The sequence below is a fragment of the Fodinibius salsisoli genome (assembly GCF_026229185.1).
GTDB classification, from domain to species: Bacteria; Bacteroidota; Rhodothermia; order Balneolales; family Balneolaceae; genus Fodinibius; species Fodinibius salsisoli.
This window is the reverse complement of record NZ_JAGGJA010000002.1, coordinates 1-16714: the sequence shown is the minus strand read 5'-3', so window position 1 is coordinate 16714 and position 16714 is coordinate 1. Positions and strand designations below refer to the sequence as shown.

The window sequence follows — 16714 nt, the reverse complement described above, 5'->3', positions numbered from 1 at the left end:
TAATAAGTATTATTAAATTTTTAATAACTCTTACCATTTCACTCCTCTACCTAAGGTTATTGATATTTAGATATAAATTTTTGACCATCTTCTAATTAAAGCTTAAGATTAGCATTGCTATGTTTGTTAATAAGGATCAGAGTTCTAAAAAAATCAATAGAGGATGGCAAATAAAAAGGAGGAGTTAATATTAAATTGGGTACCAGTAGCTTTTTCAAGGGATGTATTAGAATTACCATTTCGAAATAAAAAGGATACAAAACTAGAGTCTCACAAACTTTATAAAGGTATTACTGCCATTGATGAGTATGGTGAGACGGAAAAATTATCTGGTAACTTTTTATTTAAGGGTGAATTGATCCAAGATGATCATGATATAATACAAGTCGACATAAATAATCGCGATAATACTTTTCTGATAAATGAAGTTATATCAAGAGCAGTATCAAAAGGTTTATCAGAAATTGGTTATAAAGTAACAGAAAACTTTGGGAGTCAATTTTCTGTAATAGATTTACATTCAGATAGACAAGTAATTCCAGAGGTAAGGGTTTATGATGAGTATATATTTAAACCACACTATGTGTATTCAAGAGATGAAAAAAAGGTTACTTATGGATTTATAGTTAATTATAAAAATAGTTATGAAATTACTGTTGGAGAAGATGAATTGGAATTTTTTAAAAATTCATTAGTTCTCATTCAGGATGATTCAGATTATGAAAAAGGTATATTGAAACTTATCAATGAAGATGACAAAAGTGGAGTAATTGAATTCAGAGAAAAAACTGATAACAATCAATTTAGATACTTTGAAAATAGTTTTGATCTGAAGTCACTTTCTCCAGTTGGCTCAATAAGTAATTATTACCGACTTCTGAAAAGTAAATACAGCAATCGGTTTGAAGAAATAAATAATAAGCGTAAACAAATAGTCGGATTAATTACTCCAAATGGTGAGATAAATGTTAATCGACAACACGATAAGTATAATCTTATAAATACCTTTCTGAAAAGGTTTAAAGGGGATCAGTATTTTAAATTATTTGATAACAGTGAAACGTATTTCAAGATCCAAAATAATTTTTTGGATATTCTCAAAAAGAATAGCAATGAGATAAGCATATTCGGTTCAAGACTTAACAAAAGGAGGTTTATTTTTGATGAAAATAAACCAACATCGAATATTGGTCAGTATCAAGGCATTAGGAAATATGGTCCTTATAAAGGATTAGACAACCCTGAAGAAATTGAATACCTATTCATTTATCCTTCGGGTAACAATAATAGTGCAAATTCACTTTATTTTGCTCTCAAGAATGGACTAGGTTCATTTCCAGGGATTGAGAGTTATTTCAAGATGAGCATAAATAAAGACTCTTTGCATAAAATAGAGGTTGAGAAAAATGGGACCGATTTAAGAAGTCGTACTGCTAGTTATTATAAAGCTGTTAAAACTTATTTAGAAACAACGGATGGACTTGTTGGGAGTAATACGATTGCTTTTATCATTTTTCCTGAAACAAAACCGAGTGAATATCCCAATCCTTATTACGCAGTAAAGGCTTTACTCTTAAAGCATGGAATAACCTCACAAGCTGTAAATATTGAAACTATAAATAGTTCAAATTTTAAATGGTCTATTGGAAATATAGCTCTAGCTACTTTTGCTAAGCTTGGAGGAATACCATGGAGAGTAGAAAATAAGTCATCAGCAAACCAACTTATTTTTGGTGTAGGTAGAAAGTATTTATATGACCAAGATGATAATTCATTAAATAAAATAGTAGGTTTTACTTTATGCATTACTCCTGAGGGGGAGTTCAAGTCTATTAGCACCTTTAGTCCATTTGAGAGTGAACAAACATATTTAGAGAATTTATCTAATCAAGTTGAACAATCTATTCAGGGTGTTTTAAAAAACTCCGAAGAGATCGATGAAATAATTGTTCATTTCCCTAAAAGGAGTAGTTATCGGGAGCGGTCTAGTATTAAACGAGCACTAGAAAACTTGTCAGAAAATGAAGGATACTTATTTCCATTTGCTACTGTTAGAGTTACAGATGGTGATCCATATCAGATTTGGGATAAGAGCCATAGAACCTTTTTGCCTAAAGAGGGAAATTTTACATTCATTAAACCTCAAGATGCATTATTAGTTGTTCCTGGAAGGCAGGATAAACAATCGTTAGCTGGTGTTCCAAAATCTCCAATCAGAGTTTCATTAGATAGTTCAAATTTACCTTCCACCAATTTTAAACAACTCCTAACCCAGACTTATGCATTGTCAGGTGCCAACTGGAGAGGATTCAATGCAAGAGAAATGCCAATTACAATATTCTATTCTGAATTAATAGCAGAATTAATGGGACGTTTATCCAAATATGAAATCAATTTCGAAGAAGGATTAGATAAACTCAAAAATACCCCTTGGTTTCTGTAGTTATGGATATAAAAAATAATTTTGGAAGCGAGTGCATTTTTTTATTAGGAGCAGGGGCATCAGCAGATGCTGGGATACCTATTTCAACACAACTAAATAAAAAGGTTAGAGAAAAGCTTTTAGATGAGTTTGATGATGAATCAAAAGAATCTGAATTATTTAATTTCTTAATAGGTACTATTTTGTTTCATCAAGGTCTTCAGAATAAAGATCCTGAAGAAGAAAGTGTCAACGTTGAGGATGTAGTATCAACTTTAAAAATTTTAAAAAATAAAAATGAAGAAATATTAACTGCATTTGTTGGAAGTTGGCACGAAAAACTAAGAAAGTTTGATAAAAGATTGTTGAAGGGATTTGATAATTGGTTAAATAGTATTGTAGTTAGCGAACTGAATCGAATTGCACAAAACCCTTCGCGAGCATCATATCTTGATTGGTTTGCTGATCTTCACGATGAGATAAAGTCGACGATAAATATTTTTACTCTAAATCATGATATAGCATTAGAATTAATATTAAATAAGAGGGGATACAACTATAATTTGGGATTCGATAAAAATGGAAAATGGAATCCTGAGTTATTTCAAGGGCAAGGTAATCGACAAGGTTTTCCAATCAATATATTTAAATTACATGGATCTTTAGGATGGGAAAAAGAAGAAGATACAGGATTAATAACAAGAGACATTGATTTTAGTGTAACTGACTCTCACTTAATGATATTCGGTATTCTCCAAAAGCTAACTATAGAAGAACCTTTTTTTGAACTAGTTAAGCAATTCAAAACTAAAGCTAGAGAAGCAAGCTTAATAGTCGTAATTGGTTATAGTTTTTTGGACCAGTATATCAATCAAGTATTATTTGAATCATTGAGAGTACAAAGGAACAAACGAATTTTAGTAGTTGATAAATACCCAGACCGAATTAAAAGACAAATTGAAAAGAATTATGAGAACAAGGTAAATACTAGTTTATTTAGTTATCTATGTAAAAATGACCAAGGAATAACGAATAAACCTAAAGATGGATATGGTACTGCTGAAGCATTCAAGGAAGTAAACTTAATAGAAAAAATATTCCATCAATTAGAAGGTTTAAAAGAATCCCCATTTTAAGGAAAATATATTTTTGAGGTATAGATAGTTTTGAAAGATTACAAAGCCAAAAAATTAGTGCGTACTCTGAGAGATACTGGTCTTAGTTTTCAAGGGGATGGGGCATTGCGAATAAGTTTATCTTTCAAGGATCAAAGTGATGACGATTTATTAGATAGTCTTAAGCAATTTGAAGCTTCAAAGAATACAAATCTAACTGATAATGATTTGTTCGACATTTATCAGACTATTGCGACTTTACACAAAGTAGACTCTAATAAGTTTCAAAATCTGTTATACCAGATTAGGAGTCTAAAATATAAACCCTCAGCACAGTCTGTTAAGCAAGATTATCTTTCAGATTTTCTTGAATTCACAAAACAAAAGAGAGATGAATTTACGAGGGAAGAAATCGAGTGCTTACTGAAGGAGTTTTTTAGGTTTAATAAATTTATAGAAATGAAGTGGGGAAGAGAAAATGAAGTTTTTAAACTTTCCCAACAAATATTAGATGAGCTTGAGGCTTATGATGCATCCAATAGAAATATGAAAAATGAAGAACTATCTAAGTTTATAGAAAGTTTTAGAGAGGTAAATCGGAAGTATCGTCCAGATAAGCAAGCTCTGGATTATGCTAGCCAAATAATTTATGAGCAGTACAATACATATGAACTGGATAGTTAATTATTAATAAAAAAGATTATCTCTTTTTCTTAGATATGTGATTGAAAAGGAAGAATAATATTTAAGTCCAAAAATAAATTTTAGCTGTTCAAAACTTTTGACACCCATGCTCGACTCACCTCAAATTTTCGAGCGATATCAGACTGATTTTTAGCTTCACCTGAAGTAAGTAATCTCTCAAATATCTTCTTCTGTTCAGCTTTTGATTTACCTTTTTTATTAGACTTTTGAGATTCTTTTTCAGTGTTAACTATTAGTAAATTTAGGGGTGTTAACCGATAGTTCGCATCTTTTAGAAATGGGTATATTTGGAGGTATTTTTGTATGTTTAGAGAAATATTTAACTCACCATATTGGGTCCTAATAAACTCTACAGGCCATATAACCCGAATTATAGTTCGCACTTCGTTGTGGGTCGGGGAGCAAAAAGCTAAAAGGACTGATTGGCAGAAGCCGGTCAGTCCTTTTTTATTTTGAAGGGAGTAATATGAAGCATTTTCTTTACATACTTCGATCAGAGGTTAAGGAGACATACTACATTGGTGTGTCGGATGATCCAGAACGCCGGCTGGCATACCATAATGGAGAAAGCAAAGGCTATACCCGGCGGCACCGTCCATGGAAGATTGTGTACTCTCAACCATTTACAACTGAGGAGCAGGCGTTGGCTGCCGAAGAAAAAGTAAAGAGCTGGAAGAGTAAAAAGATGATTCGCCTGCTGGTTGAAGGCAAGGTTGATATGCGTGATTACCTGTAGGGCAGAGCAATCGGATGTTATCCCGACGGCTGTCGGGACGTAGGAATCCTAGCCGGGGAGCTGATCAAAGCTAAAGTGCGAACTTGGAAAGGACCAAGTTCGCACTTTCTTATTTTATGCCAGTCTTTTTCCAGCTTCTTATCTCCTAAATTATAGAAGTCCAAGTATGTTAAAATTTTGATATTAACACCCTTTATCTCTATTCTTTAGCGTGTTTAAGAGTAATAAACATACCGTCAAAATTACTACCGGTCTGCTAATCGTGGCAGCTACCTTTTTCTGCGTACTCTTTGGTCAGGGTGCACATCTACATGATTTAGGCATTCACATAAGTAGTCATTTTGATGTTCATGCTCATATCCACGCCCATGAAAGCCATAATGAGCAAACCCAAGCTGATCACAACGAAGAAGACGATACCCACCAGCATGAGGTAAGTACGGCCAAAGATATTATTGGTACGTTAACCACCCCATACCAGGTGAGTCCAGATGTTCAGTCATTTATAGTTATCGGATTGGATGCTGGATCAGATATGTTGAACCTAAGGCTTCAGCAATTGCCGACCCTGTTTGATCTGCCGCCACCAAGGCCGGTAGTCAGTCAATATCACCTTTCTTCTTTTTTCCTTCGTGGCCCTCCTATAGCTTAATTTTCCCTTTTTAGGGACTCCCTTTCCTAACCGCATCACTTAATTACAATTCAACCACCATGACAAGGTATATCCGGTGGACTCTGTTGCTATTAATATTTCCGGCAATGGTCCATGCACAATCAACATCTATCACGCTTAATGAAGCCGTCGAACTTTTTAAACAGAACAGCCTGCAGCAGGAACTGGCCAGATATGAGCGATTGAGCAAGCAGGGAGAAGCAATCCAGTACAAGGCGTATCCGAATCCTGAAGTTAGTATTAACCGCGAACAGCTAAATGCCGGAACAGTCGATTACCAGGAAACAACCTACATGCTATCGCAGCCTATTGAGCTGCTGGGGCAACCTTTTTTGCGCAGTCGTAGTGCTTCCAAATCACAAAAGGCGACGGAATTGCAATTTGAATACGATCGGCTACAGCTGATCCGGCAGGTAAAATCTCTTTATGCCGAATACTGGCAGCTGTCGGAGAAACTTGAAATCTATAATCGTGCGCTGGAAGTTATACGCAAAGCCCGTTCGGCCGCCAAAGCTCGTCAGGCTGAAGGCAGTTTCTCCGGCCTGCAGGTGCAGCGATTTAACGTAGAGCTCAACCGGTACAGAAAACAACGCGACCAAGTGCAACTGAACCTTCGACAAACAGGCAATCGGTTGGCTACTTATTTGTTTTCGGGACAAGAGCTGGATACCGAATTCCAACTTTCCGATAGCCTGACGGTCGATCCCATCAATGTGCAAGAGCAGGCTGTCGTTCAGTATGCCCTTGCCAATCGGGCTGACCTGGCAGCCTTGGAGCAGATGGTCGATGCCTCTGAGCTGCAATACAAGGTTGAAAAACGGGATCGCCTGCCCGACCTGAATCTAAATATTGGATACAAAGAACAGTCGGATGGCGCTGAGGGATTTGTTATTGGTGGCTCAATAAAGCTCCCCATATTTAATCAAAACCGGGGTAATGTTACGATCACTCAAGCACAAACCCGATCGCGACAGACCGAATTGACCTTAAAACAGCAAGCGGTTCGTAACCAGGTTTCAACGGCCTACGAACGAGTCGAGCTCGTGTTGGAGCAGTGGACCTCGATGCAAGAGGATGCAATGGACCAATCGATGTTGGAAGCGGCATGGGCTGCTTATCAAGAGGGACGGTACTCGCTTGTTGAGCTACTCGATGCCACCGAGGCTTACGTCGATGGACAGACGATGATCTACGAAACCATAGCCGATTATAACCAGGCACTTTTTGAACTGAACGTACAATCCGCAGGACAAATTTCTAACTCTCAAAACAACTAAATACTATGAAACGCTTACTTCTTATTCTTTCAATTGCAGTAGGATTAACAATAACAGGATGCGGCTCGGATGATTCGGGGCACAGTCATGGCGAAGATGGTGACCACACCCATGAGGCCCCGGCTCAACAATCAAATACAGATGATAGTGACGCCGTCCGTATTGGAGGTGGTGACCATGAAACAGATCATGATTCCACCCATACCCATGATGACGAAGGTGATCACACTCATGGAGAAGATGGGGATCATACCCACGAAGAGGATACCCATTCACATGGAGATGAGGAACACAGTCATTAATTCCTACCCATCTAATAAACTTATCACGAACAAATTTTGATGCGATGAAACAACTTATAACGTTAATCATACTTAGTACATCTCTGGTGATGACGGGGTGCGGAGGTGCCAGTGACGAAGGTCATGCACATGGTGAAGAAGGCGATCATACTCATGAGCAGCCGGCACAGCAAGCCCAGGAAGATCATGGTCATTCCCATGATGGCGAATTAGATCACGGGCAAGAGGAAGGAGAACTTCAACTGGAGGGGGCCGGTGTAATTACGCAATGGACAGATAAGACCGAACTGTTCATGGAATACCCTGAATTAATTGTGGGACAGGAAGCTACCTTTGCCGTTCATCTGACCCAACTGTCGGATTTCAACCCCATTTCTGAATCAGAAGTGATATTTGTGTTTAGCTCAGAACGAGGCAACGAAGGTTCCCTCACCGAAACGGAAGTGCAAATTCCTGGGATTTATGGGCCTGATGTCATCTTTGATCGAGCAGGACGGTACGATCTTACGATCATCATTCAGGGAATGGTGAATGATACGATGCAAGTCAACGGCATCCCGGTATATAATTCGTCTGATGAAATACCCCATGGCCACGCCGAGGAAGATCCCAACCTGATTACTTTTTTAAAGGAACAACAGTGGGATATTCCTTTTGCTACCCAACTGGTGCAGCAGCGAACGCTTACCCAAACAGTAGATGCCACGGGGGAAATCATGGCCGCACAGAATAGCCAGGCTGTCGTTTCCGCTCCTTTTTCAGGCATCATACTGTCCAGTCAAAACGGCAATCTACCGGTTGTAGGACAACAGCTGTCAAAAGGAGCGTCGATGGCAGTGCTGAATCCCGCAATTCAATCGGGGGGTGGCGATAATTATGCGCAGCAATTTATAAATGCCCAGTCTGAGCTCGAGCTGGCCAAAGCCAATCTGGATCGGTCCAAGCGGTTATATGAAAAAGAAGCCATTCCACAAACGGAGCTACAGAAAGCCCGCATTGAGTACCGACAGGCATTGACGCGTTACCAGACCATCAATGAGGTAATCCAGGTAGATACGACGACTATCGAAGGGTACGGAGAATCAGCCGAATCCTACCGGTTTGAGATCAAAGCTCCTATGAGTGGCAGGATCATTGAATCTTTTGTCACACCGGGCATGCAGGTTGAGGCCGGTCAGCCACTGTACCGTATAGCTGATGCCTCGAAGGTATGGCTCAAGGCGAATGTCCCAGCCGCCAAGCAAAGTCACATCGCCAATGCCGGACAGGCCGCGTTCCGGGTGCAGGGCGATGACCGCCTGTATGAAGTTAGTGAGCTGGATGGACGGCTAATCAGCCGGGCCAACAGTATTGATCCACAGACCCGAACACTGCCGTTGGTTTATGAGCTCGATAACACCCAAAACGAGCTTCCGCTGGGTATGTTCTCCACAGTGCATATCAATACGGATACCAAAGAGAATGTGTTGGCGATTCCCCAATCCGCTTTAATTGAGGAAGAAGGAAACTACAACGTCTATGTACATGTCTCTGGGGAATCCTTTCGCAAACAACGTGTTACCACGGGCATTGAACACCGTGGATGGGTGGAGATTACCTCCGGCCTGCAAGGAGGAGAGCACGTGGTAACCGAAAATGCCTACCAGGTAAAACTGGCTTCGCTTTCGTCCGAGGCGCCATCTCACGGGCATACGCACTAAATACGCTCTGAAATTCAAATTCGTTAAATCGCACTGAATATGTTAGATGCAATTATTAAAGGGTCTCTAAGGCAGCGACTCGTTGTCGTGGTGACCTCCATCGTGTTATTCTTTGCCGGTGCGTATGTGGTCATCAACATGCCGGTAGATGTGTTTCCCGATCTGACGGCTCCCACCGTTACGGTGATGACCGAAGCGCACGGTATGGCCCCCGAGGAAGTCGAACAGCTTGTTACGCTGCCAATCGAAACCGCTACTAACGGTGCCAGTGGCGTGCGACGGGTGCGCTCGGCTACCTCTAAAGGATTTTCCATCGTTTGGGTGGAATTTGAATGGGGTACTGACATTTACCAGGCCCGCCAAATTGTCAATGAAAAACTCTCAATGGTGAGCAACCGCCTGCCTGAAGAGGTGCCCCCGCCGGTGATGGCTCCTATCACCTCTATTATGGGTGAAATTATGTTGGTGAGCGTTGAAAGTGACCGGCATTCGGAGCTGGAAGTTCGTACAGCGGCCGACTGGGAGATCCGGCGGCGCCTGCTGGCGATTCCCGGTGTGGCACAGGTGGTGCCTATTGGCGGAGGACTAAAACAGTATCAGGTCCGCGTGGATCCCGATCGCCTGAAAGCCTACGATGTAACACTGGACCAGGTGATGGAGGCCACCGAGTCCTCTAACGAAAACTTTTCCGGAGGATTCTTTCAGGAATATAGCCAGCAGTATACCATCCGCGGGATTGGACGGGCGAATTCGCTGGAGGATATCAGGCAATCGGTAGTGGCCGAACGCAATAACCAGCCTATTACTATTGGCGATATTGCCAACGTTACCATTGATGCCGCTCAGAAAATTGGTGACGCTTCCGTCAACGGAGATCAAGCCGTAATAATCTCTATTAAAAAACAGCCGGATACCAATACCCTGGAACTAACAGAACGGGTCGATGAAACGCTGGCGCAGATTGAGCAAAACCTGCCCGAAGGGTTTACGATCAACAGCCATATTTTCCGGCAGGCCGACTTTATTGACCTTGCCATTGACAACGTGATTGAAGCCCTGCGCGATGGCGCTATACTGGTGGTGATTATTCTGCTGCTTTTCCTGGCGAATATCCGCACCACGATGATTTCCCTCACGGCCATACCGCTGGCTCTGATTACCTCAGTGTTCGTACTGGAATTCTTTGATATTACCATCAACACTATGACTTTGGGTGGGATGGCTATTGCGATCGGGGTGATCGTAGATGATGCGATCATCGATGTCGAGAACGTGTTCAGGCGGCTTCGGGAGAACGCCAAGCTTCCGGAGTCGGACCAAAAATCGGCGATGCAGGTGGTCTTTGAAGGGTCCAAAGAAATACGGACCTCCATCATTAACGCTACGCTAATTATTATGATCGTCTTTATTCCGCTCTTCTTTTTGAGTGGGCTGCAGGGACGCATGCTGAAACCGCTGGGACTCTCCTATATCGTTTCCATCGGAGCCTCATTGATTATTGCAATGACGGTAACGCCCGTGCTGTGTTACTACCTGTTGCCGGGTCAAGCGGCAAAAGGTAAGCTCAAAGAAAGCTGGTTTACTAAAAAACTCAAATCGGGCTACCGGCGCGTGCTGGATAGCGTCCTGGGCTACAAGAAAAGTGTACTGACCGGCACGCTGGTCCTGTTCTTGGGTACGTTGCTCATAGTGCTATACCTCGGAAGCTCATTTTTGCCGGAATTCAATGAAGGCACGCTGGTGATCAGCGCGGTCACCATACCGGGCACCGGGTTGGATGAATCCAATGAAATAGGGCAGCGTATCGAGAACATTCTTCTTGACCATCCGGCAGTTACAAGTACGGCACGCAGGACAGGCCGTGCCGAAATGTCCGAGCACGCCCAAGGGGTTAACGCCTCAGAGATTAATGTAGATTTGGAGATCCCGGAAGGCACGACCAAGGAGCAGGTCCTTGAAGAACTCCGGTCTGAATTAAACGTAGTCTCTGGAACAAATATTACGATTGGGCAACCGCTTGGCCACCGTATTGACCACATGCTTTCGGGAACGCGTGCCAATATTGCGGTCAAGATCTTTGGCTCGGACTTGTACCGCTTGCGAACCTTAGCTGAGGAAGTTCGTGGTCAGATGGAGGGGGTTGAAGGCGTTGTGGATCTCTCGGTCGAACAGCAGCAGAACGTGCCCCAAATACAGATCCGTCCCGACCGACGGGCCCTGTCGCGTTATGGCATGAGCATACGGGATCTCTCTGAAAAGGTTGATGTAGCCTTTGCCGGTGAGACGGTCTCGCAGATTATCGAAGGCGACCGGCTCTTTGATCTGATGGTCCGCTACGATGAGGAACACAGAGGGAGTATCCAAGCTGTGAAAAATGCTGAATTAACGCTTGAGGATGGGACGGTGGTACCTCTTTCAGAGCTGGCCAGTATCAAGTCGCGCAGTGGTCCCAATACCATCAGCCGCGAAAATGTGCAGCGTAAAATTGTGGTTTCGGCCAATGTGGCGGGGCGTGATTTGCGTGGTACGGTGAATGCCATCCGGGCTACCATTTCCGAAAATATCGACTTCCCCCAAGGATATTTCGCCGAGTACGGCGGACAGTTTGAGAGTCAGGCGCAAGCCACCCGTACTATCTCGCTTCTAAGTATCGTTGCTATCCTGCTTATTTACTTGCTGTTGTATCTGGAATTCAGCTCCCTGAAAACAGCACTACTCGTAATGGTCAACCTGCCCTTTGCCCTGATCGGCGGTATCTTTATCGTTTGGTTTACCAGCGGTATCGTATCCATCGCCTCATTAGTTGGATTTATTACGCTCTTCGGTATTGCTACCCGAAACGGAATTTTAATTGTTTCGCACTACCAGTACCTGCGTTGGGAGGAAGGCAAGTCTTTTATGGAGGCCATCCGACAGGGCGCCATGGAGCGACTCAACCCGATCTTGATGACAGCCCTCACTGCTGGGCTTGCCTTGATCCCATTGGCACTGGCAGCCGGTGAGCCGGGCAACGAAATACAGTCGCCGATGGCACAGGTAATCTTGGGTGGTCTCATTAGCTCTACTTTGCTTAATATGATTGTGATTCCGGCCTTGCTGGCGCAATTTGAGAGCAGTGAAGCGAAAATTACAAGCTAAAAACACCAAGACCATGAAATTCCTTATTCTAAAATATGCGGTAACGGCCTTTATCATAGTCTTGGTTTCAGAAGTGGCCAAGAGAACCGACCGATTGGGAGCGCTCTTGGCTTCGCTTCCCTTTGTGACTATCATGGTGATGATCTGGCTCTACATCGAAGGTCAGGGAGACGGAAAGATAAGTAACCATGCCTTCTATACATTTTGGTATGTCATTCCTACACTGTCGATGTTTTTAGCAATGCCGGTTTTATTAAAGAATGGCATTAGCTTTTGGTGGTCACTCATTATTTGCGTTGGGATTACCATCGTCTGCTTTGTTATCACATCCTTGGTAGCAAATAAGTTTGGCGTAACCCTTATTCCATGATACTGTAATACATTTACCTACAATCATTTGTAAGGATTTCTGCTACTGTTTTGGGGAATCTAGTTTCATCATTCTGGAAGAGAACAAATGTAATCTGTAGATCCAATGATGGAATTGCCTTTCACGACCGAAGAATTTCTTGAGGTCTTCGAAACTTATAATACCGCCATTTGGCCGGCTCAGATCGTGGCATATCTATTGGGAGGATTGGCTATTTATTTGGCTTTCCGACCTTCCGCAAGAAATGACAGGGGAATAAGTCTGATATTAGCCAGCTTTTGGCTTTGGATGGGCGCAATTTATCATCTCACCTTTTTCACTTCCATTAATACAGCTGCGCACGGTTTTGGGATGATTTTTATCATCCAAGGTCTGCTCTTTCTTGGCGCGGGCGTCTGGAAAGACTGGTTGAAGTTTCGTTTAAAATGGGATGCCTATGGCATAACAGGTGCAATTCTGATTATTTATGCCATGCTCATTTATCCTATAGTGGGAGCACAATTGGGGCATGGGTATCCCTATGCTCCAATGTTTGGAGTAGCACCATGCCCAGCCACCATTTTTACGTTTGGCATGTTGTTATGGACTACACAAAAAATCTCATGGTGGATGTTAGTGATTCCAGGACTCTGGTCTGTTATTGGTTTTACAGCAGCAATTAAGCTGGGGATTCGTGAAGATACAGGACTACTGGTTGCCGGGATACTGGGAGTTGGAATGTTACTTTTACAGAAAAATCCAACGTCAGCAACATGATTGTTCATTTTGAACTGGAGGACATGGGATATTCCCAAAGGAGCAAAATACACAGCAATCGCCCTCTTTAGGTCTTAAAACCTCGCTACAATTTGGACACTCCCAAAAATACTGGCAGGAGTTGGTTGGCATTGTTTCTGTAGACTCATGCCTACATTCAGGGCAACTAATTGTGGATTTGAGTTTTATGTGTTTGTCCGCTTTATTCATTTTCTAAGTTGCTTCCCGGTTTTATTCTTTCCTTCCAAAGCTTCAAGGATAGGGCAATCTCCGATAGTTCCATCTTCAGAACAGGAATCAATGAGGCCAGTCAATGTTTCTTTAATGCGTAAGAGATCATCAATCTTTTCTGAGACATCTTGATACTTTTGCTGTGCCTCTTCCTTGATTTCCGAGCAAGATGTCTCTTCATCCAATCGTAGCTCAAGAAGCTCCTTAATTTCAGTGAGAGTAAAACCTAACTGCTGGGCACGCTTGATGAATTTAATCTGATCAATATGTCGCTGAGTAAAAATTCGGTAGCCAGACCTGCGACGATCGGTTTTGGGTATCAGTTTCCTTTTCTCGTAGTATTGCACGGTTTCTTTGTTAACATCTGCCCGTCGCGCCACTTCGCCAATTTTATAGGTGGTGATTCCATTATATTTTTTATCCATGTTCTTAATCATGTGCATCACCTCCAAAACAATCATTTAAATTTGTGAGCACCCAGGTAGAACCCCAGATGCTCATTAATATCAGTTTTTCTTTACCATGGTTTTTCCACAGCAACAGGTCGGGTTTTGCGTCCCCGAACAGTCGCTGGGTGCTCCTTTGGTTACGGTTACTTCGCAGCCGCAGCTTTCATCGGGACATTGATAAACTTCTCCTTTTTTGAGTGGCATAGCGTTATTTTTTAGTGATCACAGATTCCTATTCACCCATAATATAAGCCCTGTACCATGGTCGAGAGTCAAACAAAATATCAATTATTACTTGACGACCAATGAAGGGCAGTAATATTCCAGTTTCCTTCTTCTTTCTTAAGAACGGCCAGCTCGAGACTACTAAGATCTAATTTTTTATCGCTGTAAGTACCCCAGATTCGGGAGTGAGTTGAGACCCAGGCGGTATTGCCTTCAATAGTAACATTTCGTGATTCAACTTTCCGTTTCATAGCACTGAGAAATTTTCCATCAGAATGAAAGTGGTGAGATAAATATTCCTCCTTAGTTTCGATATTCTCACCTTCCAGGATTCGTACAGATTCTGATAGTAGGTTTTGGGCTGCCTGACTGTTATTATCAATAATAGCTTGGTGGAATCCATCAAGCGTGTTGATTACTTCTTTTTCTGTCGCAGAATTTTGTCCTACAGCAATTGAAGTTCCAATTATGAATAGGAGAACTGCAGTTAATGATATTCGGGTAGACATAATATTGTTTAGTGATTGTTGAGTTGTGTTAAGGAAATTCTATCGATCAGCACCGTTCCACCTCCATTTATCCGAAGCCCTACACTTCCAGCCTCGGGGGCATTACCATGTCCATGGACCGCCATCTCTTTGTTAATATAGCCCCGGAAGTGAGTGCCGTTACCGACGGTACGTATAAACAGCATTCCTGAGGCTGAATAAGATTCTTCAGCAAAGACTTCACGGTTGCCTTCGCTGACCCGTCCCTGGGATATGGTGCCCTCAGAAGAGAGCGTTACATAGTTATAATTTTGGGCATCTTGCACATGGTTGACGAGCGAGACCTCTCCATTGAAATCAGACAGATTCAGGTAGTAATCGACCTGCACGTTTTGGAATGAGTCTTTTCCAACAAAGAAATTTGAGGTAGAATCGACTGAGACCTTAAGCAGGTGATTATTGCCGTTGTTAACAACGTTTGGCTGTAGTTCCGAGGCAGAACCTTCCAGCCACTGGAACCGAGAAAGCAACGTGCCTACGCCATTCGGACCGATCGCCCACGACCAGTTGCCATTATCACTAACAGTAAAAATTGATTCTCTCTGTTTCAGACTATCCATTGAGACTGAAGCAGCGCTTTGCTGCTCTACTAGCTGACCGGTACCCGCTCCATAGCCAAAGACCATTTGAGCACCGTGGTCGCCGGTTTCATAGAGAAAGAACACTCCGGGCAGAGCAATAACGAACAGCCCAATTCTGATCATTTTTTGATCCATATTTTGATACCACTGGAGCTGAATCCGTAGCAGAGCATAAATTCCAAAGAACCAGACGGTCCACAGGGCCCAATCAGCATGTTCATTCAACACCGACTGCGCTCCAGATAGCAAGAATACGCTGTTGGCCGCAAGGGTCCCAGTATAGTAAGCGGCTATACCTGATACTGCACCAATACTATACAGGATGGTAGACTTTAGGTCATCCCACCATTTATTGGGTAGGAAAAAGTTTAGCAAGTCCATCAATACTGCTATTAGAATAATAGCGATGGGAAAGTGAACAAGGATCGGGTGTATGTTAGGTGCCCATTCAGGAATCAATTCCATAACAAGAGTTTCTATTAATTATAACAGTTGCGTATAAGCGAATGCAGATAATCCTAAAACATTGATGATAATAAAAATGGTCACAGCAATGTTCTTGATCTTGCCACCGCCTTCCATGTCCATCATTTTCATATCGTCGCTTTGCAGGTACTTTTATCGACTGCGCAGATTACCCAAAAAGAAATTTAAAACCACATGCGGACACCGCCGACTATACTCAGGTTGCCTACGTGACCACCACCGGCTCGGGCCATATCTGCTGTTTCGCCTAGCTTACGTTCCCAGTTAATTCCAATATATGGTGCAAATTCCCGAATGAATTCGTAGCGTAGACGGAAGCCAAGTCCAATGTTGTTGAGTCCGGATCCTACACCCCATTCGGGGACCTCTTGCACGGCAACACTGGTTTCAACAATGGGCTGACCAATTAGTCGCTGAGTAAACAGCAGATCATATTCGGCTTCCAGATCTGCGGAAATATTACCAGCCTCGCTTACATATATCCCACTTTCGAAATGAATGAAATAGGGCGCTTTGCCCTGAAGGCCGACCGTGGCAAAGCCACGGGATTTGTTGTGTTCTTCATAGGCCAAATCATAACGAACGCCACCTGTGACGTCAAGATATGGACTGATGGCTCGGCTGTATAATCCCTGAAATTCCATATGCGCCTCGCTTTGGGTTGGTATCGTTTCCCCGTGGGACTTAAACCAGAACTTGCCCCGATCTTTGCCTATATATCCCTTTATATCCCACATAATCGGGTTTGAACCATCTATGCTACGATATTCCAGTTTATCGGCTATTATATAGGCGTAGGTTTTATCGTCCATCATCAGATCATTGCTGAACTCAGGTGCCTTTTGAGCAAAGGCTGAGCTATTAGCTATGACGATGATAGCGAAGGTTGTGAGAATGAATGTTGATGCGCGTTTAATCGTGTTCATTATGTTACAATTTTGTATATCAAATAGAATTCGTTTGTAAAAGCTCGCTAAATCTATTTACGAATAGTCTTGCC

The 16714-nt window shown here is 42.5% G+C and carries 17 protein-coding genes; 11 read left to right on the top strand and 6 right to left on the bottom strand.

What is annotated here, in order from left to right; translation table 11 throughout:
• Positions 1-163 precede the first annotated feature (163 nt).
• The 11 genes from J6I44_RS02840 to J6I44_RS02790 all read left to right on the top strand — a co-directional run bounded on the left by J6I44_RS02840 (position 164) and on the right by J6I44_RS02790 (position 13194).
• The gene (locus J6I44_RS02840; RefSeq protein WP_265764440.1) at positions 164-2443 is read left to right on the top strand and encodes a Piwi domain-containing protein; all 2280 of its coding nucleotides are present in this window, start codon (positions 164-166) and stop codon (positions 2441-2443) included.
• Between the two features lie 2 nt (positions 2444-2445).
• Positions 2446-3558 (top strand): SIR2 family protein, encoded by a 1113-nt coding sequence (locus J6I44_RS02835; protein ID WP_265764439.1) that lies wholly within the window; start codon positions 2446-2448, stop codon positions 3556-3558.
• A gap of 30 nt (positions 3559-3588) precedes the next feature.
• Positions 3589-4221 carry a hypothetical protein gene (locus J6I44_RS02830; protein WP_265764438.1) on the top strand — a complete coding sequence of 211 codons (633 nt, stop codon included), beginning with the start codon at positions 3589-3591 and terminating at the stop codon, positions 4219-4221.
• Positions 4222-4708: 487 nt separating this feature from the next.
• Positions 4709-4978 (top strand): GIY-YIG nuclease family protein, encoded by a 270-nt coding sequence (locus J6I44_RS02825; protein ID WP_265764437.1) that lies wholly within the window; start codon positions 4709-4711, stop codon positions 4976-4978.
• 211 nt (positions 4979-5189) lie between these two features.
• Positions 5190-5630, top strand: coding sequence for a hypothetical protein (locus J6I44_RS02820; protein WP_265764436.1), 441 nt, complete (start codon positions 5190-5192; stop codon positions 5628-5630).
• Positions 5631-5737: 107 nt separating this feature from the next.
• Positions 5738-6928, top strand: a complete 1191-nt coding sequence (locus tag J6I44_RS02815) for a TolC family protein (protein ID WP_265764435.1) — start codon at positions 5738-5740, stop codon at positions 6926-6928.
• A gap of 5 nt (positions 6929-6933) precedes the next feature.
• Entirely contained in the window at positions 6934-7230 is a 297-nt protein-coding gene (locus J6I44_RS02810) for a hypothetical protein (RefSeq protein ID WP_265764434.1), read from the top strand.
• Between the two features lie 44 nt (positions 7231-7274).
• Entirely contained in the window at positions 7275-8930 is a 1656-nt protein-coding gene (locus J6I44_RS02805) for an efflux RND transporter periplasmic adaptor subunit (protein WP_265764433.1), read from the top strand.
• A 39-nt stretch (positions 8931-8969) separates the two neighbouring features.
• Positions 8970-12068 carry an efflux RND transporter permease subunit gene (locus J6I44_RS02800; RefSeq protein WP_265764432.1) on the top strand — a complete coding sequence of 1033 codons (3099 nt, stop codon included), beginning with the start codon at positions 8970-8972 and terminating at the stop codon, positions 12066-12068.
• A gap of 13 nt (positions 12069-12081) precedes the next feature.
• Entirely contained in the window at positions 12082-12438 is a 357-nt protein-coding gene (locus tag J6I44_RS02795) for a DUF3147 family protein (protein WP_265764431.1), read from the top strand.
• Between the two features lie 105 nt (positions 12439-12543).
• The gene (locus J6I44_RS02790) at positions 12544-13194 is read left to right on the top strand and encodes a DUF6064 family protein (RefSeq protein ID WP_265764430.1); all 651 of its coding nucleotides are present in this window, start codon (positions 12544-12546) and stop codon (positions 13192-13194) included.
• Here the strand turns inward: J6I44_RS02790 and J6I44_RS20590 are convergent.
• The 6 genes from J6I44_RS20590 to J6I44_RS02765 form a co-directional block, all read right to left on the bottom strand.
• Positions 13183-13404, bottom strand: coding sequence for a GDCCVxC domain-containing (seleno)protein (locus tag J6I44_RS20590; RefSeq protein ID WP_286670460.1), 222 nt, complete (start codon positions 13402-13404; stop codon positions 13183-13185). The genes J6I44_RS02790 and J6I44_RS20590 overlap by 12 nt on opposite strands.
• Positions 13401-13862 carry a MerR family transcriptional regulator gene (locus tag J6I44_RS02785; RefSeq protein WP_265764429.1) on the bottom strand — a complete coding sequence of 154 codons (462 nt, stop codon included), beginning with the start codon at positions 13860-13862 and terminating at the stop codon, positions 13401-13403. Before J6I44_RS02785 ends, J6I44_RS20590 begins: the two co-directional genes overlap by 4 nt.
• A gap of 69 nt (positions 13863-13931) precedes the next feature.
• Positions 13932-14078: a hypothetical protein gene (locus tag J6I44_RS02780; RefSeq protein ID WP_265764428.1), complete on the bottom strand. Its 147-nt coding sequence runs from the start codon at positions 14076-14078 to the stop codon at positions 13932-13934.
• Positions 14079-14158: 80 nt separating this feature from the next.
• Complete coding sequence (locus tag J6I44_RS02775; RefSeq protein ID WP_265764427.1) at positions 14159-14608, bottom strand: nuclear transport factor 2 family protein; 450 nt, start codon at positions 14606-14608, stop codon at positions 14159-14161.
• 8 nt (positions 14609-14616) lie between these two features.
• Positions 14617-15693, bottom strand: a complete 1077-nt coding sequence (locus tag J6I44_RS02770; RefSeq protein WP_265764426.1) for a DUF2231 domain-containing protein — start codon at positions 15691-15693, stop codon at positions 14617-14619.
• Between the two features lie 185 nt (positions 15694-15878).
• On the bottom strand, positions 15879-16640 hold the full coding sequence (locus tag J6I44_RS02765; RefSeq protein WP_265764425.1) for a copper resistance protein B: 762 nt from the start codon (positions 16638-16640) through the stop codon (positions 15879-15881).
• Positions 16641-16714: the final 74 nt, after the last annotated feature.

What these genes read in the sequence shown, in the direction of transcription:
- J6I44_RS02840 (WP_265764440.1), top strand. Translation starts at nt 164, where the DNA reads ATGGCAAATAAAAAGGAGGAGTTAATATTAAATTGGGTACCAGTAGCT.
- J6I44_RS02835 (WP_265764439.1), top strand. Translation starts at nt 2,446, where the DNA reads ATGGATATAAAAAATAATTTTGGAAGCGAGTGCATTTTTTTATTAGGA.
- J6I44_RS02825 (WP_265764437.1), top strand. Translation starts at nt 4,709, where the DNA reads ATGAAGCATTTTCTTTACATACTTCGATCAGAGGTTAAGGAGACATAC.
- J6I44_RS02815 (WP_265764435.1), top strand. Translation starts at nt 5,738, where the DNA reads ATGGTCCATGCACAATCAACATCTATCACGCTTAATGAAGCCGTCGAA.
- J6I44_RS02810 (WP_265764434.1), top strand. Translation starts at nt 6,934, where the DNA reads ATGAAACGCTTACTTCTTATTCTTTCAATTGCAGTAGGATTAACAATA.
- J6I44_RS02805 (WP_265764433.1), top strand. Translation starts at nt 7,275, where the DNA reads ATGAAACAACTTATAACGTTAATCATACTTAGTACATCTCTGGTGATG.
- J6I44_RS02800 (WP_265764432.1), top strand. Translation starts at nt 8,970, where the DNA reads ATGTTAGATGCAATTATTAAAGGGTCTCTAAGGCAGCGACTCGTTGTC.
- J6I44_RS02795 (WP_265764431.1), top strand. Translation starts at nt 12,082, where the DNA reads ATGAAATTCCTTATTCTAAAATATGCGGTAACGGCCTTTATCATAGTC.
- J6I44_RS02790 (WP_265764430.1), top strand. Translation starts at nt 12,544, where the DNA reads ATGATGGAATTGCCTTTCACGACCGAAGAATTTCTTGAGGTCTTCGAA.
- J6I44_RS20590 (WP_286670460.1), bottom strand. Translation starts at nt 13,404, where the DNA reads ATGAATAAAGCGGACAAACACATAAAACTCAAATCCACAATTAGTTGC.
- J6I44_RS02785 (WP_265764429.1), bottom strand. Translation starts at nt 13,862, where the DNA reads ATGATTAAGAACATGGATAAAAAATATAATGGAATCACCACCTATAAA.
- J6I44_RS02780 (WP_265764428.1), bottom strand. Translation starts at nt 14,078, where the DNA reads ATGCCACTCAAAAAAGGAGAAGTTTATCAATGTCCCGATGAAAGCTGC.
- J6I44_RS02775 (WP_265764427.1), bottom strand. Translation starts at nt 14,608, where the DNA reads ATGTCTACCCGAATATCATTAACTGCAGTTCTCCTATTCATAATTGGA.
- J6I44_RS02770 (WP_265764426.1), bottom strand. Translation starts at nt 15,693, where the DNA reads ATGGAATTGATTCCTGAATGGGCACCTAACATACACCCGATCCTTGTT.
- J6I44_RS02765 (WP_265764425.1), bottom strand. Translation starts at nt 16,640, where the DNA reads ATGAACACGATTAAACGCGCATCAACATTCATTCTCACAACCTTCGCT.